Origin of the sequence: Nitrospirillum amazonense (assembly GCF_007828035.1) — a bacterium.
Lineage (GTDB): Bacteria > Pseudomonadota > Alphaproteobacteria > Azospirillales > Azospirillaceae > Nitrospirillum > Nitrospirillum amazonense.
In genome coordinates this window covers 697,404-720,096 of the sequence record NZ_VITV01000004.1, presented here as the reverse complement: position 1 = coordinate 720,096, position 22,693 = coordinate 697,404, and the positions used below count along the sequence as shown (strand labels likewise).

Annotated in this window: 24 protein-coding genes, 1 tRNA gene and 1 riboswitch; of the genes, 9 read left to right on the top strand and 16 right to left on the bottom strand. The window is 68.6% G+C overall.

Translation table 11 applies throughout. From position 1 onward, the window contains the following. Positions 1-29: 29 nt before the first annotated feature. From FBZ87_RS14915 to thiO, 4 genes are all read right to left on the bottom strand, one after another. Positions 30-614 (bottom strand): thiamine phosphate synthase, encoded by a 585-nt coding sequence (locus FBZ87_RS14915; RefSeq protein ID WP_145611040.1) that lies wholly within the window; start codon positions 612-614, stop codon positions 30-32. A 5-nt stretch (positions 615-619) separates the two neighbouring features. Then, positions 620-1,393: a thiazole synthase gene (gene thiG / locus FBZ87_RS14910; protein WP_145611039.1), complete on the bottom strand. Its 774-nt coding sequence runs from the start codon at positions 1,391-1,393 to the stop codon at positions 620-622. Continuing rightward, a complete protein-coding gene (gene thiS / locus FBZ87_RS14905; protein WP_145611038.1) occupies positions 1,386-1,589 on the bottom strand; it encodes a sulfur carrier protein ThiS in 204 nt (67 codons plus the stop codon). The genes thiG and thiS overlap by 8 nt, the downstream gene beginning before the upstream one ends. Continuing rightward, positions 1,586-2,806, bottom strand: a complete 1,221-nt coding sequence (thiO, locus tag FBZ87_RS14900; RefSeq protein ID WP_186454758.1) for a glycine oxidase ThiO — start codon at positions 2,804-2,806, stop codon at positions 1,586-1,588. The genes thiS and thiO overlap by 4 nt, the downstream gene beginning before the upstream one ends. Further along, positions 2,774-2,883: riboswitch (TPP riboswitch) on the bottom strand. It overlaps the preceding gene by 33 nt. Before the next feature lie 187 nt (positions 2,884-3,070). On the opposite strand from thiO, the gene motA reads away from it, so the two are divergent. Together motA and FBZ87_RS14890 are read left to right on the top strand one after the other, a co-directional pair. After that, complete coding sequence (gene motA / locus FBZ87_RS14895) at positions 3,071-3,931, top strand: flagellar motor stator protein MotA (RefSeq protein WP_145611036.1); 861 nt, start codon at positions 3,071-3,073, stop codon at positions 3,929-3,931. A gap of 360 nt (positions 3,932-4,291) precedes the next feature. Continuing rightward, positions 4,292-4,894 carry a DJ-1/PfpI family protein gene (locus FBZ87_RS14890; protein ID WP_145611035.1) on the top strand — a complete coding sequence of 201 codons (603 nt, stop codon included), beginning with the start codon at positions 4,292-4,294 and terminating at the stop codon, positions 4,892-4,894. Positions 4,895-4,971: 77 nt separating this feature from the next. On the opposite strand, the gene FBZ87_RS14885 is transcribed toward FBZ87_RS14890, so the two are convergent. Continuing rightward, positions 4,972-6,039 carry a COX15/CtaA family protein gene (locus FBZ87_RS14885; RefSeq protein WP_246134403.1) on the bottom strand — a complete coding sequence of 356 codons (1,068 nt, stop codon included), beginning with the start codon at positions 6,037-6,039 and terminating at the stop codon, positions 4,972-4,974. Between the two features lie 91 nt (positions 6,040-6,130). After that, complete coding sequence (locus FBZ87_RS14880) at positions 6,131-8,221, bottom strand: S9 family peptidase (RefSeq protein ID WP_145611034.1); 2,091 nt, start codon at positions 8,219-8,221, stop codon at positions 6,131-6,133. A 231-nt stretch (positions 8,222-8,452) separates the two neighbouring features. Here FBZ87_RS14880 and FBZ87_RS14875 point away from each other — a divergent pair, with 231 nt between their 5' ends. Beyond that, positions 8,453-9,106, top strand: a complete 654-nt coding sequence (locus tag FBZ87_RS14875; protein WP_145611033.1) for an HAD family hydrolase — start codon at positions 8,453-8,455, stop codon at positions 9,104-9,106. Positions 9,107-9,208: 102 nt separating this feature from the next. Here FBZ87_RS14875 and FBZ87_RS14870 read toward each other — a convergent pair whose 3' ends face one another. Together FBZ87_RS14870 and FBZ87_RS14865 are read right to left on the bottom strand one after the other, a co-directional pair. Continuing rightward, entirely contained in the window at positions 9,209-9,496 is a 288-nt protein-coding gene (locus FBZ87_RS14870; protein ID WP_145611032.1) for a hypothetical protein, read from the bottom strand. Between the two features lie 146 nt (positions 9,497-9,642). Further along, positions 9,643-10,920, bottom strand: a complete 1,278-nt coding sequence (locus FBZ87_RS14865; RefSeq protein WP_145611030.1) for a PQQ-dependent sugar dehydrogenase — start codon at positions 10,918-10,920, stop codon at positions 9,643-9,645. Positions 10,921-11,149: 229 nt separating this feature from the next. Here FBZ87_RS14865 and FBZ87_RS14860 point away from each other — a divergent pair, with 229 nt between their 5' ends. Beyond that, complete coding sequence (locus FBZ87_RS14860) at positions 11,150-11,572, top strand: YccF domain-containing protein (protein WP_145611029.1); 423 nt, start codon at positions 11,150-11,152, stop codon at positions 11,570-11,572. Positions 11,573-11,818: 246 nt separating this feature from the next. Here the strand turns inward: FBZ87_RS14860 and FBZ87_RS14855 are convergent, their stop codons facing one another. Next, on the bottom strand, positions 11,819-12,919 hold the full coding sequence (locus FBZ87_RS14855) for a patatin-like phospholipase family protein (protein ID WP_145611028.1): 1,101 nt from the start codon (positions 12,917-12,919) through the stop codon (positions 11,819-11,821). 171 nt (positions 12,920-13,090) lie between these two features. On the opposite strand from FBZ87_RS14855, the gene FBZ87_RS14850 reads away from it, so the two are divergent. Next, complete coding sequence (locus FBZ87_RS14850; RefSeq protein ID WP_145611027.1) at positions 13,091-13,351, top strand: hypothetical protein; 261 nt, start codon at positions 13,091-13,093, stop codon at positions 13,349-13,351. 23 nt (positions 13,352-13,374) lie between these two features. Here the strand turns inward: FBZ87_RS14850 and FBZ87_RS14845 are convergent. Together FBZ87_RS14845 and FBZ87_RS14840 are read right to left on the bottom strand one after the other, a co-directional pair. Beyond that, a tRNA-Leu gene (locus tag FBZ87_RS14845) sits at positions 13,375-13,461 on the bottom strand. Positions 13,462-13,566: 105 nt separating this feature from the next. Further along, positions 13,567-14,337, bottom strand: a complete 771-nt coding sequence (locus tag FBZ87_RS14840) for a competence/damage-inducible protein A (RefSeq protein WP_145611026.1) — start codon at positions 14,335-14,337, stop codon at positions 13,567-13,569. A gap of 248 nt (positions 14,338-14,585) precedes the next feature. Between FBZ87_RS14840 and map the strand changes: the two genes are divergently transcribed. Then, on the top strand, positions 14,586-15,431 hold the full coding sequence (gene map / locus FBZ87_RS14835; protein WP_088872221.1) for a type I methionyl aminopeptidase: 846 nt from the start codon (positions 14,586-14,588) through the stop codon (positions 15,429-15,431). Between the two features lie 73 nt (positions 15,432-15,504). Here the strand turns inward: map and FBZ87_RS14830 are convergent, their stop codons facing one another. Then, positions 15,505-15,990 carry a hypothetical protein gene (locus FBZ87_RS14830; RefSeq protein ID WP_145611025.1) on the bottom strand — a complete coding sequence of 162 codons (486 nt, stop codon included), beginning with the start codon at positions 15,988-15,990 and terminating at the stop codon, positions 15,505-15,507. Between the two features lie 271 nt (positions 15,991-16,261). Between FBZ87_RS14830 and radC the strand changes: the two genes are divergently transcribed. Beyond that, positions 16,262-17,005 (top strand): RadC family protein, encoded by a 744-nt coding sequence (gene radC / locus FBZ87_RS14825; protein ID WP_145611024.1) that lies wholly within the window; start codon positions 16,262-16,264, stop codon positions 17,003-17,005. Between the two features lie 63 nt (positions 17,006-17,068). Here the strand turns inward: radC and FBZ87_RS14820 are convergent, their stop codons facing one another. After that, positions 17,069-18,838 (bottom strand): redoxin family protein, encoded by a 1,770-nt coding sequence (locus tag FBZ87_RS14820; RefSeq protein WP_145611023.1) that lies wholly within the window; start codon positions 18,836-18,838, stop codon positions 17,069-17,071. A gap of 157 nt (positions 18,839-18,995) precedes the next feature. Here FBZ87_RS14820 and FBZ87_RS14815 point away from each other — a divergent pair, with 157 nt between their 5' ends. Further along, the gene (locus FBZ87_RS14815; RefSeq protein WP_145611022.1) at positions 18,996-19,520 is read left to right on the top strand and encodes a MarR family winged helix-turn-helix transcriptional regulator; all 525 of its coding nucleotides are present in this window, start codon (positions 18,996-18,998) and stop codon (positions 19,518-19,520) included. 22 nt (positions 19,521-19,542) lie between these two features. Here the strand turns inward: FBZ87_RS14815 and FBZ87_RS14810 are convergent, their stop codons facing one another. Continuing rightward, positions 19,543-20,757: a TCR/Tet family MFS transporter gene (locus tag FBZ87_RS14810; protein ID WP_145611020.1), complete on the bottom strand. Its 1,215-nt coding sequence runs from the start codon at positions 20,755-20,757 to the stop codon at positions 19,543-19,545. Positions 20,758-20,842: 85 nt separating this feature from the next. Between FBZ87_RS14810 and FBZ87_RS14805 the strand changes: the two genes are divergently transcribed. After that, entirely contained in the window at positions 20,843-21,466 is a 624-nt protein-coding gene (locus FBZ87_RS14805) for a TetR/AcrR family transcriptional regulator C-terminal domain-containing protein (RefSeq protein ID WP_145611019.1), read from the top strand. A gap of 39 nt (positions 21,467-21,505) precedes the next feature. Here the strand turns inward: FBZ87_RS14805 and purS are convergent, their stop codons facing one another. Further along, on the bottom strand, positions 21,506-21,745 hold the full coding sequence (gene purS, locus FBZ87_RS14800; protein ID WP_145611018.1) for a phosphoribosylformylglycinamidine synthase subunit PurS: 240 nt from the start codon (positions 21,743-21,745) through the stop codon (positions 21,506-21,508). An 82-nt stretch (positions 21,746-21,827) separates the two neighbouring features. Beyond that, positions 21,828-22,586, bottom strand: a complete 759-nt coding sequence (gene purC, locus FBZ87_RS14795) for a phosphoribosylaminoimidazolesuccinocarboxamide synthase (protein ID WP_145611017.1) — start codon at positions 22,584-22,586, stop codon at positions 21,828-21,830. Positions 22,587-22,693: the final 107 nt, after the last annotated feature.

The window sequence follows — 22,693 nt, the reverse complement described above, 5'->3', positions numbered from 1 at the left end:
CCAGCATTCGCTGCCTCGGCTGTCCTCGCCTAGCCCCACGCCGCCAGCAGGTCCCGCACCACGGCGCCTGGGTCGGCCGCGCGCATGACAGTGCCCATGACGGCCAGGCCAGCGGCGCCAGCCGCGCGGGCCTGCGCCGCGTTGACAGCAGTGATGCCGCCGAGCGCCAGGGCACCGGGCAGGCGGGATAGCGCCTGGGGGCCCAGGGCGGGACCATAGCCGGGCTTGGATGGCGTCTCGAAAATGGGGCTGAGGGTGGCGTAGTCGGCGCCGCCCAGGCCCTCCTCCGGATGGTGGCGGGACAGGCCGACCAGGGCCTGGGCCCCCAAGCGAGCGCGGGCCGCCGCCACGTCGCCGCCCGCCCCCAGATGCACGCCGTCACACAGCATCGCCGCCGCCAGGTCGCCGTGCACCGTCAGCAGGGCGCCGTGGTGACGGGCGATGGGGACCAGCCGGCGCACCAGATCCAGCCGGTCCTGGGCGGCCAGGTTCTTTTCCCGCACGCTGGCCCAGCGGCAGCCGGCGGCGAACACGCGGTCCAGCACTTGGGGCAGCGGCAAGGACGCCTGTCGGCGGTCGGTGATGACCAGCAGGGGTGGGGCGGGCAACACCACCCCACCTATCCCCCGATCAGCCCCAGCTCAGGGCTGGAGGCTTCGGCGCGGGTGCGCTTCGGGATGCGGCCGGCCAGGCGGGCAAGGCGACCTGCGATGACGGCGTGGCCCATGGCGGCCGCCATGCGCACCGGGTCCGTGCTCTTGGACACGGCGGTGTTCAGCAGCACGGCGTCGCAGCCCAGTTCCATAGCCAGGGCGGCGTCGGAGGCCGTGCCCACGCCGGCGTCCAGGATGACCGGCACGGCGCTGCGCGCGCAGATCATTTCGATATTGTAAGGATTTAAGATGCCCAGGCCTGTACCGATGGGCGCCCCCAGGGGCATGACGGCGGCGCAGCCGACGTCGGCCAGGCGGCGGCAGACGATGGGGTCGTCGGTGCAATAGGGCAGGACGGTGAAACCGTCATCCACCAACTGGGCGGCGGCGGTCACCAACTGCTCCACATCCGGGTACAGCGTCTCGCGGTCGCCGATCAGTTCCAGCTTGATCCAGCTGGTGTCCAGCGCCTCGCGCGCCAGCTGGGCGGTCAGCACGGCGTCCTTCACCGTGGCGCAGCCGGCGGTGTTGGGCAGCAGCCAGGCCCTGTCGCGCACGAGGTCCAGGATGCCCTCGGCCCCGCCCTCCATATCCACCCGGCGGATGGAGACGGTGACCACTTCAGCGCCCGACGCCGCCAAGCTGTCCAGGAACACCTGCTGGTTGGGATAGCCCGCCGTGCCCAAGAACAGGCGGGAGGTGAACGCCTTGCCGGCGATGCGGAACAGGTCTTCAGCCACCTTGCAGCACCTTCACGATTTCGATGGCGTCGCCATCGGCGATGGCACGCTCCGCCCAGCGGGCACGCGGCACCACGGTGCCGTTGATGGCCACGGCGATGCCGCGGGAATCCGGCCCCACCCCCGCCTCGCCCAACAGGGCCGGCAGGTCCAGGCCGTCCGCATGGTCGCGGGCCTTGCCGTTCACGGTGATCATGCACGCCTCACGTCAAGCTCAGTTCGCTGGCCAAATCGCCCGATGCCGAAGGGCGCCAGCAGCGGGTCCACCCGGCCGGTCAGGATGTGGTCGGCGACCAGGTCGGCCGTGCCGGGCGTCAGCAGGATGCCGTTGCGGTGGTGGCCGGTGGCCATGACCAGGCCGGCGACCTCGGGCACGGGCCCCAGGATGGGGGCGTCGTCGCGGCTGCCGGGGCGGTGGCCCACCCACATCTCCTCGATGGGCAGTTCCTCCACCCCGGGCAGGGCCCGCCACGCGGCCTCCAGCAGGGCCAGCACGCCGCCGGCCGTCAGATGGTCGTCCCAGCCCTTGTCCTCGGTCGTGGCGCCCACGATCAGGCGCCCGTCCAGACGGGGCACCAGATAGCATTTGGGCGGCCACACCACATGGCGCAACAGCGGCTGGGCCGGGTCCATGCGCAGGGCCAGCATCTGGCCCTTCACCGGCCGCACCGGCGGCACCGCGCCTTCCGGCAGGCCTGGCAACTGGCGCGACCAGGCGCCGGCCGCCAGCGCCACCACGTCGGCGGGCTTCAGCGCGCCATCCACCACCACGCCATCGGTGCGGCCCGCCGTCAGCGACAGCGCCTCCACGGCCGCGCCCTCGTGCAGGCGGGCGCCCGCCTTCAATGCCGCGGCCTTCAGCGCCACGGCCAGCTTGCGGTTGTCCACCTGGCCGTCATCGGCGCCCAGCACGCCGGCGGCGGCGCGGGGGTTCAGCCACGGCTCACGCTCCTTCACCTGCGCGCCATTCAGCCAGGCGACATTGAGGCCCAAGGACCGCTGGAACTCGAAGCCGCTGCGCAGCACCTCCACATCGTCGCGAGTCAGGGCCACCTGCACCGTGCCGTCCGTGCGCAGGTCGACGGGCAGGCCGCTGTAAGCCTCCAGCTCGGCGGCGAAGGCGGGCCAGCGGCGCTGGCTGTCCAGGGTCAGGGGCAGCAGCGCCTGCTCCCCCGGTTCCGTCTCCACGGCGGCCGCCAGCATACCGGCGGCGGCATGGGTGGCACCCCGGCCAGCGGTCCCCCGATCATAGATGTCGACCGCGCAGCCGGCGGCGGCCAGGCGCCAGGCGATTGACAGGCCGATGCAGCCGGCACCGATGACGACCACCCGGGGGGCGACGGACGGCTTGGCAAATGAATGGCCCGAAGGCGGATGATAGGTCACGGTCTCGCGATCTCCCTTCGCCGGCATGATCCGGAGCAGGTTCCATGGGTCTGATCTCAGCCGCGGGCCCGGTGGTCAGGCGGGCGGCACCCCAGTCGATGGCGGGAACGATGGCGGACGGGGCGTCCGAATTCAAGGGTCTTGCCGTCATGGCTGGGTGACAGGGCGGCGTTCGACATCCCCCGTCCGGGCGCGCCGATGCGCCGTCGGCCTACCCCATCAGGGATTTGACAAGTAGGCCGATTGTCTGGACTCTGCGAACCTTAGGGGTCCAGCTACCAAGGTCTGCTCATGTTTGCCGCCATCGGCCTGCTCGGCGTGTTCATCTGCGTGTTCGGGTCGTTCATGATTTTCGGCGGCAAGATCGGCATCATCCTTGAGGCCCTGCCAGGCGAATTCATGACCATCGGCGGCGCCGCCATCTGCGGCTTCATGGTGGCGAACAGCACCCACACCATCAAGCAGGCGCTGGGTGCGGTGAAGCGCATCTTCCCCGGCGCGAAGTTCCACAAAAAGGAATACATGGAGCTGCTGTCGCTGCTCTATCAAATCCTGAAGACGATGAAGACCAAGGGCGTGCTGGCCATCGAGCAGCACATCGAAAAGCCCCTGGAAAGCAACATCTTCAACGCCTACCCCTCGATCATGAAGGATCCGTTCACGGTCAAGTTCATCGCGGACTACCTGCGCATGTTCTCCATCGGCGTGGACAACCCGCATGAACTTGAGGCGCTGATGGAGCAGGAGATCGACAAGGCCAAGCACGAGGACCTGCACTCCAGCCACGCCTTCCAGACCATGGCCGACGCCATGCCCGCCCTGGGCATCGTGGCCGCCGTGCTGGGCGTCATCAAGACCATGGCGTCCATCACCGAGCCGCCCGAGGTGCTGGGCAAGCTGATCGGTGGCGCCCTGGTCGGCACCTTCATGGGTATCTTCCTGTCCTACTGCATCATCGCCCCCATCGCCTCGCGGCTGAAGGGCGTGGCGGAGGAGGAGAACCAGTTCTACCACGTCATCCGGGCGGCCATCACATCCCACCTGGCGGGCTACGCGCCCCAGGTGTCCATCGAGGCGGCACGAAAAAAGGTGCCGACGGAGTACATGCCCGACTTCAACGAGTTGGAAGAGGCGCTGTCGGCGATTAATTGACGCCGGCAGGCGGCGGGCGCCCCCCATCCCAAAGTTTAGGTCAAGGCGGGCGCGAGCGTGCCAGAGCCCGGCCATGCACCCGCAACCCAGCCATGCCGCACTGCAACCCCGATTCGGTCTTAATGCGATTGACCTGGGGCGCCGGAGAGGCCAACTACGGTGCCATGCGAATAGAGCGTCATCCCATCGGCCCGGCATGCATCACGACAGCCGCCCACGCCTGACGCTTTGCCATGGCCGCCTGTTCCTGGGCGGCCATTTTCACGAGGCAGCATCCATCGCGCCTTGCCAACGGCGCCGTCCCCTGGGGAACGGCGACGGGCGGGTGTCGGGCCGCCGAAACAACATAGGAGACGTAATTTGACCGATCAGCCGCTCGCTGGAAAAGCCGTTGCCATTCTCATCGCCAACGGCTTCGAAGAAGTGGAAATGACCGAAGCCCAGCGCGCCCTGCTGCGCGCCGGCGCCGCGCCCAAGATCATCTCGCCCGAACAGGGCCTGGTGAACGGCTGGCACGGCACGTCCTGGGGCCACTACTTCCCCACGGACAAGCAGATTGGCGAGGTGCTGGCCGCCGACTTCGACCTGCTGGTCCTGCCGGGCGGTGAGCGCAGCGTGACCAAGCTGGCCGCCAACCCGCACACCCGCCGCATCATCGGCAGCTTCATGGACGCCGGCAAGGGCGTCGCCGCCATCAACCACGGCGTCCAGCTGCTGGCCGTGGCCCAGCGCCTGAAGGGGCGCACGGTGACCGGCAACGAGGCGATCCGCGAGACCGTCGAGGCCGCCGGCGCCACCTGGGTGGCCGAGGAAGGCCAGAACATGAACATCGACCGCCAGCTGCTGACCGCCCGTGGTCCGGAAGAGGTGGTGCCGGAGTTCATCGACACCATGCTGCGCGTCTTCGCCGACGCCATCGAGTACCGCCGCCAGCTGCTGGCCGAGAAGGCCGCAGCCGCCTGATCAGGCCGGCATACGGAATGAAAAAAGGGCGCGTGGCATCCAGCTTCGCGCCCTTTTTGTTTATCCAGATGAGGCGCTCACCCCCGCCGGTATTCCACCACCGTCCAGGTGAACAGGCCCAGCAGGACCAGGGCGCCGGCCTGGTGGGTAGCGGCCACGTGCACCGGCACGAACATCAGCAGGGTGCTGATGCCCAGGCTGATCTGCACCAGCACCATCGCGGCCACGGCGATGGCCAACGTCCGCACCCGGCCCTGGACGTCAGCACGCAGGGCGCGGAAGGCGTAGGACCAGACCACCAGGCCGGTCAGGATGGCCAGCCAGCGGTGGGTGAACTGCACCGCCGCCGTGTTCTCCAGGATGTTCAGCCAGATGGGGCTGAGGTTCCACATCTCCTCCGGCGCGAAGGTGCCGTTCATCAGCGGCCAGGTGTTGTAGGCCTGGCCCGCGTCCAGCCCGGCGGTGAAGGCACCCCACACCATGGTGGTGGCGACCAGGGCCATGGCAATACCGGCGTGGCGGCGCAAACTGCCGCGCGCCCGGTGCAGGCTGCCACTGGCGGCAGGGAACAGCAGCGGCAGGGCCGTGGCCAGCATGGCGACATAGATCAGCACCGCCAGCGACAGGTGGGCCGCCAGGCGGTAGTGGCTGACATCGGGGCGGTTCACCAGGCCGCTCTTGACCATGTACCAGCCCAAGGCGCCCTGCAGCCCGCCCAGAACGAACAGGCCGGCCAGGCGCGGCACCAGGCTGCGCGGCACGCGGCGAGTGGCGAGAAAGACCAGGAAGGGCAACAGGAAGACGAGGCCGATCAGGCGCCCCACCAGGCGGTGGAACCACTCCCAAAAGAAGATGCCCTTGAACTGCGCCAGGTCCATGCCGCTGTGCTTCAGCGCGAATTCCGGCGTGGCCTGGTACTTGGCGAACTCCTCCGCCCAGGCGGCGTCCGACAGGGGCGGCAGGGCACCCGTCACCGGCTTCCATTCCGTGATCGACAAGCCGCTTTCCGTCAGGCGGGTGATGGCGCCGATGACGGCCATGGCGAATACCAGGCCGGCACAGACCAGCAGCCAGATGCCGATGGCGCGATAGGGCGCGCGGGTGGCGGCACGGGCGCGGGCGGTGGGGAAAGGCGTGACGGTCACGGGATGGGGCCTTTGAAAAGTAAAGGGCTGGAGCGGACTATAAGCCCGCCCCAGCCCCCCTTACAAATGCCCGGCATTGGACGAATTGCCCTTACAGCCCCTTGCCGAAGGCCCGCAGCAGGAAGGCCTGGGTCAGGGCCACCTCCTTCAGCTTGTCGAAGCGGCCGGCGGCACCGGCGTGGCCGGCCCCCATCTCGGTGCGCGACAGCAGGACATGGTCGTCGGTCTTGAGCGTCCGCAGCTTGGCCGTCCACTTGGCCGGTTCCCAATAGGTGACGCGCGGGTCGCTGAGGCCCGCGGTGATCAGCAGGTGGGGATAGGCCTTGGCCGCCACGTTGTCGTAGGGGCTGTAGGACTTCAGCCGCTGATAGACCTCGGGCTCGTTGGGATTGCCCCACTCGTCATACTCGATGACCGTCAGGGGCAGGCTGTCGTCCAGCATGGTGTTGACCACATCGACGAAGGGCACCTGGGCTACGATGGCGCGGAACAGGCCCTCGGGCGCCATGTTGGCCACCGCACCCATCAGCAGGCCACCGGCGCTGCCGCCCTCGGCCGAGATGTTGCCGGCCTTGGCATAGCCCTGGCCCGCCAGGAACTGCGCGGCGTCGATGAAGTCGGTGAAGCTGTTGATCTTCTTCTCCAGCTTGCCGTCCTCGTACCAGCCGCGCCCCAGTTCATCACCGCCGCGGATGTGGGCGATGGCGAAGGCGAAGCCCCGATCCAGCAGGCCCAGCCGGTTGGCCGAAAAATAAGGGTCGATGCCGTTGCCGTAGGCGCCATAGGCGTAGAGGTGCAGGGCGCCGGAGCCATCCTTTGGAAAGTCGCGGCGGTGGACGATGGAGACGGGGATCAGCGTGCCGTCGCGCGCCGGCGCCATCAGGCGGGCGCTGACATACTGGTCGGCGTCGTAGCCGCTGGGAATTTCCTGGACCTTGCGGATGGCCAAAGTGCGGTCGTTCAAGTCGTAGTCGTAGACCGTGGGCGGCGTCACCAGCGACTGGTAGCGCAGGCGCAGCAGGCCGCCGTCATAGTCGAAGTTGGCGCCGGGGCCGACCTCGAACGCCGCGTCGGGGAAGGCGATGTCGTGGGCACCGCCCTTCTTATCCAGCACCCGCACTACCTGGGCGCCGTCCACCCGGGCATAGACCACCAGCCAGTCGCGGAACGCCATGTGGCCGGTGAGGTAGGTGCGGTCGGCCGGGGCGATGACCTCCACCCAGTTAGCCTCCGCCGTATCGGCCAGCGGCGCCTTCACCAGGCGGAAGTTGCGGTGGGTGTCGTTGGTGATGATCCAGGCGGTGTCGCCCTGATCCTCCACATTGTATTCGTGACCCTGGCGGCGGGGCAGGACCAGGCGGGGCTCACCCTCCGGCTGCGCGGCGTCCAGAAGCCGCACCTCGGTCGACACGTTGTTGTGGGCGACGATGCGGATGAACCGGCCGGACAGGGTCAGGTCCAGGCTGACCATCCAGGCGGGGTCGGCCTCCTCATAGACCAGCACGTCCTCGGTCAGGGCGGTGCCCAGGCGGTGGCGCCACACGGTCTTGGGCCGCTGGAACTCATCCTGGCGAACGTAGAACAGGTGCCGGCCGTCGGCCGCCCAGGCGACGCCGGGGGTGGCATCGGCCGCCCCCTCCAGCACCAGGTCACCGGTGGACAGGTCCTTCACCCGCACGCCGTAGCGTTCGGAGCCGTCGGTGTCGGCGGTGTAGGCCAGGTAGCGACCGTCGCGCGTCGTTTCGAAATCCGCCACGCGCATGAAGTCGTGCTGCGCCGCCAGGACGTTGACGTCCAGCACCACCTCCTCTTCAGAGGTGCCGGCGGCCCAGCGCACGAAGACGGGGTAGTTCTGGCCGGCAGCGAAGCGCGACTGGTAGAAATAGCCATCGCGGCGGTAGGGAACGCCGGTGTCGTCCTCCTTGATGCGGGCGCGCAGTTCGGCCACCAGGGCGGGGCGCAGGTCCCCCTCCCCGCCCAGCACCTGCTCGATATAGCCGTTCTCCGCCTCAAGGTAGGACAGGATGTCCGGGTCCTTCACCTCGGGGAAGGCCGGGTCGCGCAACCAATCGTAGGGGTCGACGCGAACCTCGCCGTGGGCCGTCTTCTCCACCGGCCAGACCCGGGCCACGGGCGGCTTGGCGAAAGCGGACTGGCGGAAGGGGACGTCGGAAGCGGACATGGATGGAGACACCAATGGTTGTGCCGCCCGCGTCGGGAATGGCAGGCGGCGGAAACGGATCGCAACGATATGGTCGGGGGTGTGGAGCCGGCAAGCGGGCCCGAGTGGGGGTGTGCCATGTCCCCGGCACGGCCAGCGGCGGGGAACCTGCCATGCCGCCCCGGCACTGGCGGCGGGGCCAAGACCGGGTTATCCCCAACATGACATCCACCGCACCATGAAGACACGGACATGCCGTTTCCCCACGCCATCCAGGCCGCGATCTTCGACATGGACGGCCTGCTGATCGACAGCGAGCGCCCCCTGCGCGGCGCCATGATGGACGCCGCCGTGACGGTGGGCCGCCCCCTGACCGAGGTGTTCTACGGCACCCTGATCGGTCGGCCCTATCCGGCGGTACGCCAGATGCTGGTGGACCATTTCGGCGGCGAGACCGTGTTCGAACGCTTCACCGAACTGTACCGCAGCGCGATCCAAGCGCATTTCGACGCCGGCATCGCCCTGATGGCCGGGGTGGTGGAACTGCTGGACCATCTGGACGCCGCCGGTATCCCCATGGCGGTGGCGACCAGCACCCAGCGGGAACGCGCGCTGCACCATTTGACCCAGGCCGGCATCGCCCAGCGCTTCCGCGCCGTCATCGGCGGCGACGACGTCAGCCAGGGCAAGCCGCATCCAGAGCCCTACCTGAAGGCCGCCGCCGCCCTGGGTATCGATCCCCGGCACTGCATCGCGCTGGAGGACAGCCACAACGGCATCCGCGCGGCGCACGCCGCCGGCATGATGGCGGTGATGGTGCCGGACCTGCTGGCCCCCACGGAAGAGATCGAGGCCCTGTGCCGCGTGGCCGCCGACCTGCACGAGGTTCGCCGCTGGGTGGCCTGACCCACCCAGCGCAGGCGCCGCGCGCACAACAAAAAGGGCCGGCAGCAGATGCTGTCGGCCCTTCCCCTGGAACACCCAAGGTGCCCAGCGATCAGCGTTTCCTCAGACCGTCAGGTTCACGAACGCGCCACGGGTGCGGCCGGTGTCGGACGCCGCCTTCACCTGGTCCTGCGTCGGGCTGAAGTTCTGCGTGAAGCTGTTGCTGCTGCTGTTGGACGCGTTGTTGTCGGTGTTGGCCTGGTCGGTGCCCTGGTCCGACGTCCCCTGGGTCTTGACCGGGGAGATGGACTGCACCTGCGAGTTGGAGACGTCGCTGGTCGAACCGACACCGGAGGTCAGGAACGTCGCGCCGTAACCAGAGCTGTAGAAGTTGATGCCGCCGATGGACATGGGAATGGCCTCCTTTAGCCACCCCGACATATACGCTCATTTTGCAAATTGGACAAGGGTGGCGGCGGCAGAAATTGCCCACCGCCACCGCCCCTTTCATTGCCGCTGGACTCTAGGCGGCCGTCGAGTCTTGCAAATAGAAAGGCTTAGGACTTGCCCTTCGCGTGATAGCTGATGCGCCAGACCGTGCCGCCGACGTCATCCGCCACCAGCAGGCTGCCGTCGTGCGCCATGGCCAGGCCCACCGGGCGGCCCCAGACCTGGGCCGGGTTAGTGCCGGGCAGCCAGAAGCCGGTGGCGAAGTTCACGTAATGGCCCGCCGGGCGGCCGTGGGTGAAGGGCACGTAGACGATCTTATAGCCCGTGGGCTTCGCCTTGTTCCACGAGCCGTGCAGGGTGACGAAGGCGCCGCCCTGGTAATCCGCCGGGAACTGGTGGCCGGTGTAGAACAGCAGGCCCAGCGGGGCGGAGTGGGCGTCAAACAGCAGGTCGGGCACGATGGCCTTGGCCACCAGGTCCGGCCGCTTGTCGGCGAAGTCCGGTTGCGGGTGGCTGCCGGTGTAGGAATAGGGCCAGCCGTAGAAGCCTTCCGGCTGCAGACGGGTGAAGTAATCGGGCACCAGGCCGTCGCCCAGGCCGTCGCGCTCGTTCACCACGGCGTAGAGGTCGTCGCTGCCGGGGTAGAACTGCAGGCCCACCGGGTTGCGGGTGCCGGAGGCGTAGACGCGCTTCACCGTGCCGTCCATGTTGAATTCGGTCACGGTGGCGTGGGGCTTGGGATCCTCGGCAATGTTGCTCATGGATCCGATGCCGACGAAGAAGCTCTTGCCGTCGGGGGCGAATTCCAGGGTGCGGGTGGGGTGGCCCTTGGGCTGACCGAGGGCGCCGTCCGGCGTCACCTGGATGCGGTCGCCCGCCGGCTTGGTGTCACCGTCCTTGTACGGGATCTTCCACACCGCCTTGATGTCGCCCACCCAGAGGTAGCCGTCGTGGAACTCGATGCCGTAAGGGCGGTCGAAACCGCCGGCGAAGGTGATGATCTGGTCGGCAGTGCCGGTGCCCTTGCTGTCGCGCAGCAGGGTGATCTCACCCGGTGTGGCCTGGCGGGCCAGGAAGACGTCGCCGTTCGGCGCCACCGCCAGGTTGCGCGCGCGGCTGAGGCCCGTGGCGAAGACGGAAACGGTGAAGCCCTTGGGCACGTTCAGGCTGGCGCCGTCGGGGCGCGGCACCTCTTCCGACGAATTGCCCACGCCCTCGGTCGCATAGGGGGCGGGAAGGTCGGCGGCGCGAATCTGGATGCGCTGGCCCACCTTCTGCTCGGGATTGCCGGCCGGGGTCGCGGCCCCGGCGGAAGACCAGGCGGGCGCCAGCGCCCCCAGGCTGAGGCTGACGGCGGACAGGACGGCAAGGCTGCTGCGGCGCATGGGTCGCTCGGATGTGCGGGGGGATGATAACGTTGTCACTGTCGGTGACTTTAACCACGTTCGCAAGGCTACAGCTTGGCATATGCCGGAATGCCGCGCCCGGCAAGTCACCGCCGTCACAGCCCCATGCCGAGGTGGCTCCCCCAACCCCGGCCGGTGTGGTCCTGGACGGCGCGGGCCCGTTGGGGAATGATCGGATCCTGGAAGCAACAAGCGGGGCCTGCGCGTCATGATCAGTCTGCTGATGAACATCCTGTGGGTGGTGCTGTTCGGGTTCACCGGGGCGCTGGCCTGGTTCATGGCCGCGATCCTTATGGTGGTCAGCATCGTCGGCATCCCCTGGGCCCGGGCGGCCTTCAACATGGGCCTGTTCGTGCTGTGGCCCTTCGGCCAGATGGCGGTGGACCGCCGCGTCCTGACCGGCCGGGAAGACCTGGGCACCAGCCCCCTGGGCTTCCTGGGCAATGTCGTCTGGTTCCTGTTCGCCGGCTGGTGGCTGGCCCTCTATCACGTCTTCGCCGGCGTGTTCTGGTTCGTGACCATCATCGGCATCCCCTTCGGCATCCAGCACTTCAAGTTCGCCATGCTGGCGCTGGCCCCCATCGGCAAGGCCATCGTGCCGGTGGAGACCATGGGGATGCCGCGTTACTAGTTCCTCAAACGCCGGCAGGGCCATCCGGCCCTTTGGCTCATCCTCGCTGCGCCCTCCTTCACACTCAATGGGCGGTACTCGCTCCGGCGGCCGCAGTCGCGGCCTAGAGCAAGATGCGATCAGTCATGATCGCATCTTGCTCTTAACCTGTTCATGATAGAGCGGATTTACACGATCAGGTGATTCCACCTGATCGCGTTCCGCTCTAGGGAAGCCGGGCGCTTAGGGGGCGCGGGGGAAAGGGCGTCAGCCCCGCAGCGGCTCCAGCAAATCCGGGATGCGGCCGCGGTCGACGGCGTCCAGGAACTCGTCGGCCAAGCGGTCGGTCTCGGCAACGGCTTGGCGCCAGTAGCGCTGGCGCTCGGCGGGCGGCAGCGCCTTGAAATCGCGGCGGTCGGGAATCTTGCCGTGCGGCAGCGACGCCAGGAAGTCCTCGGAGGGGCACAGCAGCAGGGTGCGGGCCAGCGAGGACGCCGCCGGGCGTCGCCAGGCCAGGGCCTTGTCGAACCATCCCGGCACCACCTTGGGTCCGAAATGGGGGAACAGCACCAGGTCGCTGCCCGGTGTCTCCGCCACGAAGGGGATGTCCAGGTGATAGTCCATGATACCGCCGTCCATATAGGCGCCGGGCCTGGCCCCGCCGATGTCGCGCACCAGTTCGAACAGGAAAGGGATGGCGCCCGAGGCCATCAGGGCATCGCCCAGGTTGGCCGGGGTCAGCGCCACCCGCCGTGTGGGGAAGCCGGCGGCCAGGTCGAAGGGGTCGGCCGCGCGCGGGTCGGCGAACAGCGTGCGCTGGAAGAACAGGGGCAGGCTGCGGCGGCTGACCAGGTTGGCCAGGCCCGCCGCCCCGATGCCGGCGCCCACCCAGGCCGGATGGCGGGCGCTGAGCGGCCCGCGCCCCCGCACGGCCAGGATCGACAGGCGCATGGCGGGATGGGACAGGATCTCCCGCGCGCCCTTGCGGTCACCCTCGTTGGCGCCGGAGGGGGAGCCCAGGATGATGTCCAGGAAGGCGCGGCTTTCCCGCGTCAGGGTGGGCATGGTGGCATCGGACGGGACATAGGCCAGGTAGGCCTCCTCGAACCGGCGCAGCACGCTGGCCGGATCCTGCCGCGCCATCGCGGCGAAGCGCCAGCTGCCGATGGAACTGCCCACCAGGGCCAGGGGCCGGGTGCGGCCCTGGAACCAGCGCGACAGGATGGCCCGGTCCAAGCGGGTCAGCGCCAGCCATTTCGGCCCGCCGGAGGCCCCCGCCACCGTGCCGAACAGCTCATCCGACACGCCGTCGCGGCGCAGGCGGGCCATGGCCTCGGGCCCGGCCAGGAAACGCAAGGCAGGCGCCACGTCCTTCCCCCTAAAACCGCTCAAGTTTCGGCTTGAAACACCGCTCAAACCCGCGCATGGCTTCGCGTCCGCGCCATCCGCTATGATGGATTTCGGACACCCCCGCCGGCACGGGCCCGGCGGCGGATGTCATGTCCCAAGCATCTGATTGTTATTCAAGGAGTTGCCATCATGTCCACCCCCCACAAGCGCGCCATGGAAGCTGTGCTGGAAGCCGCCGACCTGGATATCAAGGCGGCCCTGGAGGAGCGGGGCATCACCGACAAGCATTCGGAGGAGGCCGACGACACCATCCTGGACGTGGCCATCCTGCACGCCTGGCGCATCTTCGTGCGCATCAACGAGGCCCAGGGCCTGACCGTCGACCCCGGCCTGTTCGTCGACCTGGCCAGCGAACTGGCCGAGGACATGGCGGAAGAGCGGGAGCAGTGATTTAGGAAATAAGGCCCCACCCGTGGTGCCCGCTGCCGGGATCGAACCGGCACGCCCGTGAGGGCGAGGGATTTTAAGTCCCTTGCGTCTACCAATTCCGCCAAGCGGGCATCCAGGGTCGAGGCCGCTGGACACTAGCGAAGGTGGGGCCGGCAGGGCAAGGCCAGTAAAGCGTGCAAAAGCCGGTAACGCGGGCAAAACGTCACCGGCCGCTGTCAGGCCGCTCCCTCCACCACCTCCGGCTCCGCCCCCATGCCGCGCACCAGGGCCGCGACCTCCTCCGTGGCGGCGGCCAGGCGCGATCCGTCGGGGCTGCGCAGCACCAGGCTGGTGGCGAAGCGGCCCTCGCGATAGGTGGGATAGCTGCCGATGTCCACGTCGGCATAGCGGTCCTGGATGGCGCTGAGGCCGCCGGCCAGCTCTCCCTCGCCCACCAGGCAGCGCACGGTGCGGGCCAGCACCACCGGGCCGCCCACCAGGCGGTTGGTCAGGCCGGCCAGCATGGCCTGCATGATGGCCGGCACGCCCGCCATGACGAAGACGTTGCCGATCTGAAAACCGGGGGCGGCGGAGACCGGGTTGTCGATCAGGATGCCGCCTTGCGGCACGTTGGCCATGCGCAGCCGCGCCTCGTTCAGCTCCCGCCCCGTGCCCTGGTAGTGCGCCTCCAGCCGGCGCACGGCCTCGGGATCGCGCACCAGCGGCACGCCGAAGGCCTTGGCGACGCAGGCGGCGGTGATGTCGTCGTGCGTGGGGCCGATGCCGCCGGTGGTGAAGACGTAGGTGTAGCGGGCGCGGGTCTGGTTCACCGCCTCGATGATTGCGGCCTCGTCATCCGCCACCACGCGCGCCTCCCTCAGGCGCACGCCCATGCCGCCCAGCACCTTGGCCAGGTGGTTCAGGTTCACGTCCTGGGTGCGGCCGGACAGGATCTCATTGCCGATGATGATGAGGCAGCCAGTGGGCGCGGCGGTAGGGGCGGTCATTCGAGGCGGGCTCTTTCGTCGCGGGACGGGATGGGCCGCGCGATTATAGGGGGAAATGTCCCGCCGCCAACCGTCCCTGACGCGGATTCGGAGCCCTGCCCTGCCCCGGATTGCCTTGCCGTGGAACGGTGGCGCGCCTAAGTTCGGAACCGTATGCGCCGGCGCCTGTTCACCAGCCCCATGACCGCCGGACGCTGGTACTTGGCTGGGCTTGGCCGGCTGGCCGCCCGACAGATGGATTTTAGAGCATGAACAGAGGCGAAGCGGCCGCCGCCGCGGATGAAGAGTACGAACTGGAAGATCGCGGCATCGTCATCCATGGCGAGGAAGGCTTCGCCGCCATGCGCAAGGCCGGCCAGACGGCCGCGGCCCTGCTGGACTACCTGACCCCCTTCGTCGTGCCCGGCGTGGCGACGGAGGAGATCGACCGGCTGTGCGAGGAATGGACGCAGGCCCACGGTGCCAAGTCCGCCACCCTGGGCTATCGCGGCTATCCCAAGTCCTGCTGCATTTCCGTCAATCACGTGGTCTGCCACGGCATCCCCAGCGACAAGCGCCTGCAGAAGGGCGATATCGCCAACATCGACGTCACCGTCATCGTCGACGGCTGGTACGGCGACACCAGCCGCATGTTCTTCGTGGGTGACGACATCCCCCTGAAGGCGCGCAAGCTGGTGGACGTGACGTATGAGGCCATGATGCGCGGCATCCAGGCGGTGCGCCCCGGCGCCACCCTGGGCGACATCGGCCACGCCATCCAGACCTTCGCCGAGGGCAACCGCTTCTCCGTCGTGCGTGACTTCTGCGGCCACGGCGTGGGCAAGGTGTTCCACACCGCCCCGTCCGTCTTGCATTTCGGCAAGCCGGGCCAGGGCACGGAGCTGAAGGAAGGCATGATCTTCACCATCGAGCCCATGATCAACATCGGCCGTTATGACGTGAAGATTCTGTCCGATGGCTGGACCGCCGTGACCAAGGACAAGAGCCTGTCGGCGCAGTTCGAGCACACGGTGGGCGTGACCAAGGACGGCTGTGAGATCTTCACCCTGTCCCCGGCGGGTTTCCACCAGCCGCCCTACGCGGCCAAGGCCTGATCACCGGCCCTGTGCCGGAAAGGCAAACCCCGCCCAGGTCGCCCCGGGCGGGGTTTTCTTTTGGATTTCGGGATCACGCACGGGCGACCTGCGGTCCCTGCACCACCTGCAGATGATGTTCCAGCACATCGCCCACCGCTGCCTGGGTCTGGGCCAGCACCTGGCGCAAGGAGGCCAGGGCGCCAGCCTCCGCCACCCCTTGCCCGGCGCGGCGTGCCAGAAAGCGGCTGATGTGGGCCAGCCGGGGTGTCCCCATCTCCGCCGCCGTGCCGGTCAGCAGATAGGCGTAGTGGCGCACGCCGTCGACGGCACCGCGCTGCAGCGCTAGGTCCAAGGCGCCGCCGGCGTCCACCAGGCATTCCGCGTAGAGCGTCAGAATCTCGGACAGCGCGCCGTCCCCCAGCGACAGGGCGTAGCGGCGCAGCCGCTCCTCCTCCACCAGGGGAATGCCGGGCAAGGGCTCAAGGCCGCGCTCGTCCCCGCACCCATAGGACCTCTCGGCCAGTGACTTGTCGGCACGCGCCGTCTTGACGGTGGACAGGGGAATGAGATGGGGCATCGCGGCTGGACTCCTCTGGTCAGGCGAAGTAACCCCAAAGCAATAGATATGCCAGGCAATGGCTGGGCGGATAGAGCAGCGATTCCCGCGAGTCGCTGCTGGGGCCGGTCCGGGCCCACCCCGGCAAGCCCCTCCGGCCCGCCGTGCGAAGGGCAGGTTTTGCCGGGACGATTTTCCCCACCCAGGTCTCCCCACCCCATCCTGGGCGCCGCCTCTGGCAGGTGCATCGCGCCCCGCCTATACTGCCTGCGCGGGTAACGGGGGATGGGGCATGGGCCGCGAGCACGACAAGAACGCCGTACTGGAATTGGACCTGCCCACGCCGGCCGCCGAGAAGGAACCGCCGCCCCACTATCACGGCCACCGCGACCGCCTGCGCGAGCGTTTTCTGAGCCAGGGCCCGGAAGCCCTGCAGGATTATGAGCTGGTGGAGCTGCTGCTGTTCCAGGCCATCCCCCGGCGCGACGTGAAGCCCCTGGCCAAGCAGCTGCTGGACCGCTTCGGTTCCTTCTGGGGGCTGGTGTCGGCGCCGGTGGCCACCTTGCGTGACGAGTTCAAGCTGAGCGACGCCGCCATCGGCGCCATCAAGGTGGTGGCCGCCGCCGCCCTGCGCATGGCACGGCGGGAGTTGCTGGACCGCCCCGTGCTGTCGTCCTGGCAGAAGCTGCTGGATTACTGTCAGGGCGCCCTGGCGCATGAGCCGGTAGAGCAGTTCCGCGTGCTGTTCCTGGACGGCCGGCACGCGCTGCTGCGTGACGAGGTGCAGCAGCGCGGCACGGTCAACCAGACGGCGGCCTACCCGCGCGAGGTGCTGAAGCGCGCGCTGGAGCTGGGCGCAAGCGGCATCATCCTGGTGCACAACCACCCCAGCGGCGATCCCAGCCCCAGCCGGGCGGACATCCAGATGACCAAGGCCATCGCCGACGCCGCCAAGGCCCTGGAGATATCGGTGCATGACCATCTGGTCATCGGCCGGGGCCGGCACTTCAGCTTCCGCGCCCAGGGGCTGGTTTAGAGCGTTACCACGTCCAGCACCGCCTGCGCGGAGGGCCCGGGGCGCGCCTGCCGTGGCAGGGTGTTAGCCGAAGGTGAAGGCGTAGGCGCGGGCGCCGGGGTCTAGGAACTCGATCTCGAAAGTGTGATCGACCACCGGGCCGGTTTGGCGGACCAGCTGGTACAGCTTGGCGGCGCGCACCGTGCCCACGCCGTCGGCGTCCACGTCAGTGCCGTGGTCGGCGCCGGGGGCGGCACCGTCGATGCGCACCCGGAAGCGGACGGGCTGGCCATCGGCGCCTGGCGCCAGCACCAGGTGCAGGTCGCGGGCGTGGAAGCGGTAGGCGATACGAGCCCCGGCCTGGCCGGCCGTGGCGAATTCCCGGCCCACCGTCCAGTCGCCGCCCAGGGTCCAGCGGTTCAGGCGCAGGCTGCCGGCCGGGCGGTAGCGGGCGGGGGCGTCGGCCACGATGTCATCGCCACCGGAATAGCGCTGGCCCTCGCCATAGCCGACATAGGTTTCGGGGGAGCCCAGGTCGTTGAGGTCGGCGGCGGCCTGCGTGCCCTCAACCTTGACTGCGGTGGCGGGACCCGGAGCAGCGGGCGTGGCCTGGGCGTCCGCCAGCGCCTTGCGGATGACGCGTTCCGTCTTGTCGTAATCGCCCTCGCCAAAGGCCTGGTAGATGACGCGGCCATCGGCGCCCACCAGGTACAGGGCGGGCCAGGCCTGGTTGTCGAAGGCGCGCCAGATGCGATAGTCGTTGTCCACCGCCACCGGATAGGTCACGTCCAGCGTGGCGGCGGCCTTGGTGATGTTGTCGACGTCGCGTTCGAAGGCGAACTCCGGGGTGTGCACGCCCACCACCACCAGGCCCCGGTCCTTGTACTGCGCCGCCCACTGGCGGACATGCGGTAAGGTGCGCAGGCAGTTGATGCAGGAATAGGTCCAGAAGTTCACCAGCACCACATGGCCACGCAGATCCCCCGATGTCAGACCGGGGGTGTTGACCCAGGCCTTGGCCTTCAGCACGTCAGCCAGGGGTCCGGTCAGCGGGGGTTGTGGAGATGGGTTCGCCGCCGGCAGGGTGGCGGCATGGGCCACGCCGGAGTCATGGGCGCTCAACACCTTGACCAGGGCGCGCTCCACCCGGTCGGTGGGCAAGGCCGGCACCCCCAGGAACAGGCGGGTGTCCAGGCCGGCGGCGCTGATGGCCGCCGTGGCGACCACGGCACCACCCGCCACCCGGCGCACGCCCTCGGCCCAGCGCAGGGCCCCCTGCGGCAGGGCGCGCACCAGCCTGCCGCCGCCGATCATGAAGACGGCCAGCGGCGTGGCGGCGCCCAGGGCGTAGAAGAACAGCGCCACCGTGGTATCGGGGCCGGGCCCATGCAGGGCGGCGGCGCTGAGGATCAGGCCCAGAATGGGCCCGGCGCAGGGCGCCCACATCAGCCCGGTGGCCAGGCCCAGGGCCAGCGACGAAGCGACGGTCCTGTCGACCCCCGAAGCCGCGCCAGGGCTGAACCGTTCAGCCAGCCGCGCCCCCGCCGCCACCAGCGGCGCCGTCAGCCGGGCGGCCAGCGCCGGCCACATCATGGCCAGGCCAAACAGGGCCACGAAGGCCAGACCCATCGCCCGGCCGTACTGGTTGGCCGCCACCGCCCAGCCGCCCGCTGCCGCCAGGCTGGCCGTCACGGCGAAGGCCGCCGTTAGCCCCATCAGCAGGGGTAGCCCCCGGCGGCGGAAGCCGGCCCCGTCCGACAGGGCCGGGGCCAGGACGATGGGCAGCAGCGGCAGGATGCAGGGGGCGGCGATGGTCAACACACCCGCCAGATACGCCAGAAGGATCGAGGCCATGACGATGGCTCCTATTTTAATCGTGTCCGTTTAGATCGTATACGCTGTTAATAGACCTGTTCCAATGCGGCGTCAATTCCCGATTTAATCGCATCCGTGTTATATAGGGCAGGACAGGCCGGCAGGCCCCTTGACACCCTTATCGGAAGGAACGCCGATGACACCCCCTGATGCCCCGGCACCAGACAGCCCCGCGCCCTCCGCCCCCCAGCCGAAGCTGGCGGATTTCCTGTGCTTCGCCGTCTATTCCGCGAACCTAGCTTACGGCCGCGCCTACAAGGCGATCTTGGATGAACTGGGCGTGACTTATACCCAGTGGATCGCGATCGTCGCCCTGTGGGAGCAGGACGACCAGACGGTCAGCGGCTTGGGTGAGAAGCTGTTTCTGGAATCGAACACCCTGACCCCCATCCTGAAGAAGCTGGAGTCGCTGGGCTATCTGCAGCGCCGCCGCGACCCGGCGGATGAGCGCCAGGTGCGGGTCAGCCTGACCCCGGCCGGCCGCCAGCTGCGGGAAAAGGGGGGGCAGCGCAATCTGGTGAAGGCCAGCGGCCTGACACCGGAAGAGTTCAAGGTGATCCAGAAGACGGTCAGCCGCCTGCGTGACAACCTGCTGGTCCACGCCGGCGCCAGCCAGGCGGACCGGGACGAGGCGGAAAGGGTGGGACCGAAAGCCGACTGACGCGCGGGGCGAAGCGCGCGCCTCATTCCCCCGCCGGCGTGCCGGCTGGTGTCCCAGTGGGCGCCAGGGCCCGGCGGCTGGGCAGCAGCGGAACGGCGATGGCATAGGCCGCCACGCCCAGCAGCCAGACGGCACCCGGCATGCTGGCCCGGGTGGCGCCATAGACGGCGGTGAAGAGCAACGGGCCGCCGATACCCACCAGGCTACCCAGCGCCGCCAGCGTGCCCTGCAGTTCACCCTGCCGGTCCTGGCCGACGCGGAAGGACATAAGCGCCTGAAGGGCCGGCCCGACGATGCCACCCAGGGACAGCAGCGGCATGATGAGGAAGACGGCCAGGCCATGGGTGGCGAAGGCCATGACGGCATAGGCCACGCCGTCCGCCACCGCCGCCAGGATGAAGGCGCCCCGTTCACCCAGCCGGCGGGTCACCGGTTCCGTCACGAAGGTCTGGGCAATGGCGTGCAGGAAACCAAAGGCCGCCAGCGACCAGCCCACCACCGACGCGTCCCAGGCGAATCGGTCCTGGCCGTTCAGCACCCAGAGCGAGGCCGCCAGCTGGCCCGCCCCTTCCGCCAGGACATAAACCACCAGCAGCCGCGCCAGGATCGGTACGCCGACGGCCCAGCGCAGGGAGCCGAAGGCGTTCAAGGCGCCAAGCTTGATGGGCGCGCGCTCCGTTGTCGCCGGCCGCGACTCCGGCAGCACCAGCAGCGCCAGCAGGAAGTTCAGGCCGTTCAAGCCGGCCGCCAGCAGGAAGGGCGCTCGCAGCGAAACCATGCCCAGCAGGCCGCCCAAGGCCGGGCCGGCGATGAAGCCGACGCCGAAGGCGGCACTCATGCGCCCGAATTGCTTGGCCCGCCCCGCCTCTTCCGTCGTGTCGGTGATGTAGGCGGTGATGACCGCCATGTTGGCGGAGGTAATGCCGGCCAGGATGCGGCCGCCCGCCACCACCCAGATGTTGGGCGACCACGCCAGGGCCAAATAATCCAGTGCCCCGCCGATCAGCGACAGCAGCAGGATGGGCCGCCGACCGTAGCGGTCGCTGAGCGCGCCCAGCACCGGGGCGCAGAAGAACTGCATCAGGGCGAAGATCGCCAGCAGCAGGCCATAGAGCGGCGCCACATCGTCCGTGCCGGTCACTTCGCGCAACAGTCCCGGCAGGATGGGCATAATGATGCCGATGCCCACCGCATCCAGCGCCATGGCCAGGAAAACCACATACAACGCCTTGTTCATGACGCCACGCCTTCAAATCCCTATCACTGATAGAGTTGCATTTTCCCTATCGATGATAGAGAGTCAAGCGCGAATGGAGGATGGCATGCGGCCAGAGGGCAAACTGACCCGCGACACGGTGGTGCGCGCGGCCTTGGATCTGCTGAACGAGGTGGGGATGGACGGGCTCAGCACCCGCCTGCTGGCGGCGCGCCTGGGCGTGCAGTCGCCCACCCTGTATTGGCATTTCCGTAATAAGCGCGCGCTGTTGGACGCCATGGCCGTGGCCATGCTGGCGCAGCACAAGCATGTGTGGCCACCGGAGGGGGAGACGGACTGGCGGGCGTGGCTGACGCTCAACGTCCGCAGCTTCCGCCACGCCCTGCTGGCCTATCGCGACGGCGCCCGCGTGCACGCCGGCACCGGCCCGCTGGCGGAACAGATGCCGCTGGCGGAGGCGCAGGTGGGCCTGCTGTGCCGGCACGGCTTCGCCCCGGCGGACGCGCTGTGCATCATGATCGCGCTGTCGCGCTTCGTCGTGGGATGGGTGCTGGAGGAACAGGCGCGGGCCACGGACGCGCCCGACCGCGCCGGCCAGACCCTGCCGGAGGTGGGGCCCGACGCGCCGCTGATGGCGGCGGCGATGGCCGGCGTCCTGAGCGACAGCCCGGACGCCGCGTTCGACCGGGCGCTGGGCTATTTCATCGCCGGCCTGAAACCGACGGAATAAGGGGCACCGGGGCGGCCGGGCGCCGCCCCGGACCGGGACTCAGACCAGCTCGATGGCGTAGTTCTCGATGACGGTGTTGGCCAGCAGGCGTTGGCACATCGACTCCACCGCCGCCTTGGCCTTGGCGGGGTCGGTCTCTTCCAGGTCCAGCTCGATCAGCTTGCCCTGACGGACTTCGCCCACGCCGTCGAAGCCCAGGGTCTGCAGGGCGTGGCCGATGGCCTTGCCCTGGGGATCGAGGACGCCGTGCTTCAGCGTGACGGTAACCTTGGCCTTCATGATCGATGCTTCCTGGTTGGTTCTACGCAAAACGAGGGATATGAAAAGGCCCGGGGGCGAAATCGCCCCCGGGACCGGAACTTCACTGCATCAGCTTGGGCGCCTTGACGTCGCCGGGGCCGCCCTCGGGCAGGATGCCCAGGCGGCGGGCCACTTCCTGGTAGGCTTCCTCGACCTTGCCCAGGTCCTGGCGGAAGCGGTCCTTGTCCAGCTTCTCGTTGGTCTTGATGTCCCACAGGCGGCAATTGTCCGGGCTGATCTCATCGGCCAGGACGATGCGCATCTCGTCATTGTCCCACAGCCGGCCGAACTCCACCTTGAAGTCCACCAGCTTCAGGCCCGTGCCCAGGAACAGGCCGGACAGGTAGTCGTTGATGCGCAGGCTGAGCGACAGCATGTCGTCCAGGTCCTGGGGCCCCGCCCAGCCGAAGGCGGTGATGTGCTCCTCCGACACCATGGGGCAGCCCAGCTCGTCGGACTTGTAATAGAACTCGATGATGGAGCGGGGCAGCTGCGTGCCTTCGGGAATGCCGAAGCGCTTGCTGAGCGAGCCGGCGGCGACATTGCGCACCACCACCTCGACCGGGATGATCTCCACCTCGCGCACCAGCTGCTCGCGCATGTTCAGGCGGCGGACGAAATGGGTGGGCACCCCCATCTCGCCCAGGCGGGTCATCAGGTATTCGGAGATGCGGTTGTTCAGCACGCCCTTGCCGGTGATGACGCCCTTCTTGTGCTCATGGGACGTATCATCCTTGAAGTACTGAACCAGCGTGCCGGGCTCAGGCCCTTCAAACAGGTCTTTGGCCTTGCCTTCGTAGATCCGCCGGCGTCGAGACATGGGATCACTTCTTTCGAACGAACGGATGCGGGCGGCATCGGGCGGACGTGCGCATAGCGGAACGCCCGCGCCCGAGGGCCGGCCCTGATGGCGAGGATATAGCAAGC

What these genes read in the sequence shown, in the direction of transcription:
- thiO (WP_186454758.1), bottom strand. Translation starts at nt 2,806, where the DNA reads ATGCCGGCGAAGGGAGATCGCGAGACCGTGACCTATCATCCGCCTTCG.
- FBZ87_RS14850 (WP_145611027.1), top strand. Translation starts at nt 13,091, where the DNA reads ATGTCCACCCCCCACAAGCGCGCCATGGAAGCTGTGCTGGAAGCCGCC.
- FBZ87_RS14820 (WP_145611023.1), bottom strand. Translation starts at nt 18,838, where the DNA reads ATGGCCTCGATCCTTCTGGCGTATCTGGCGGGTGTGTTGACCATCGCC.
- FBZ87_RS14875 (WP_145611033.1), top strand. Translation starts at nt 8,453, where the DNA reads ATGCCGTTTCCCCACGCCATCCAGGCCGCGATCTTCGACATGGACGGC.
- thiS (WP_145611038.1), bottom strand. Translation starts at nt 1,589, where the DNA reads ATGATCACCGTGAACGGCAAGGCCCGCGACCATGCGGACGGCCTGGAC.
- purC (WP_145611017.1), bottom strand. Translation starts at nt 22,586, where the DNA reads ATGTCTCGACGCCGGCGGATCTACGAAGGCAAGGCCAAAGACCTGTTT.
- FBZ87_RS14830 (WP_145611025.1), bottom strand. Translation starts at nt 15,990, where the DNA reads ATGCCCCATCTCATTCCCCTGTCCACCGTCAAGACGGCGCGTGCCGAC.
- FBZ87_RS14805 (WP_145611019.1), top strand. Translation starts at nt 20,843, where the DNA reads ATGCGGCCAGAGGGCAAACTGACCCGCGACACGGTGGTGCGCGCGGCC.
- FBZ87_RS14840 (WP_145611026.1), bottom strand. Translation starts at nt 14,337, where the DNA reads ATGACCGCCCCTACCGCCGCGCCCACTGGCTGCCTCATCATCATCGGC.
- FBZ87_RS14860 (WP_145611029.1), top strand. Translation starts at nt 11,150, where the DNA reads ATGATCAGTCTGCTGATGAACATCCTGTGGGTGGTGCTGTTCGGGTTC.
- map (WP_088872221.1), top strand. Translation starts at nt 14,586, where the DNA reads ATGAACAGAGGCGAAGCGGCCGCCGCCGCGGATGAAGAGTACGAACTG.
- FBZ87_RS14880 (WP_145611034.1), bottom strand. Translation starts at nt 8,221, where the DNA reads ATGTCCGCTTCCGACGTCCCCTTCCGCCAGTCCGCTTTCGCCAAGCCG.
- FBZ87_RS14810 (WP_145611020.1), bottom strand. Translation starts at nt 20,757, where the DNA reads ATGAACAAGGCGTTGTATGTGGTTTTCCTGGCCATGGCGCTGGATGCG.
- FBZ87_RS14865 (WP_145611030.1), bottom strand. Translation starts at nt 10,920, where the DNA reads ATGCGCCGCAGCAGCCTTGCCGTCCTGTCCGCCGTCAGCCTCAGCCTG.
- motA (WP_145611036.1), top strand. Translation starts at nt 3,071, where the DNA reads ATGTTTGCCGCCATCGGCCTGCTCGGCGTGTTCATCTGCGTGTTCGGG.
- FBZ87_RS14870 (WP_145611032.1), bottom strand. Translation starts at nt 9,496, where the DNA reads ATGTCCATCGGCGGCATCAACTTCTACAGCTCTGGTTACGGCGCGACG.
- FBZ87_RS14815 (WP_145611022.1), top strand. Translation starts at nt 18,996, where the DNA reads ATGACACCCCCTGATGCCCCGGCACCAGACAGCCCCGCGCCCTCCGCC.
- radC (WP_145611024.1), top strand. Translation starts at nt 16,262, where the DNA reads ATGGGCCGCGAGCACGACAAGAACGCCGTACTGGAATTGGACCTGCCC.
- purS (WP_145611018.1), bottom strand. Translation starts at nt 21,745, where the DNA reads ATGAAGGCCAAGGTTACCGTCACGCTGAAGCACGGCGTCCTCGATCCC.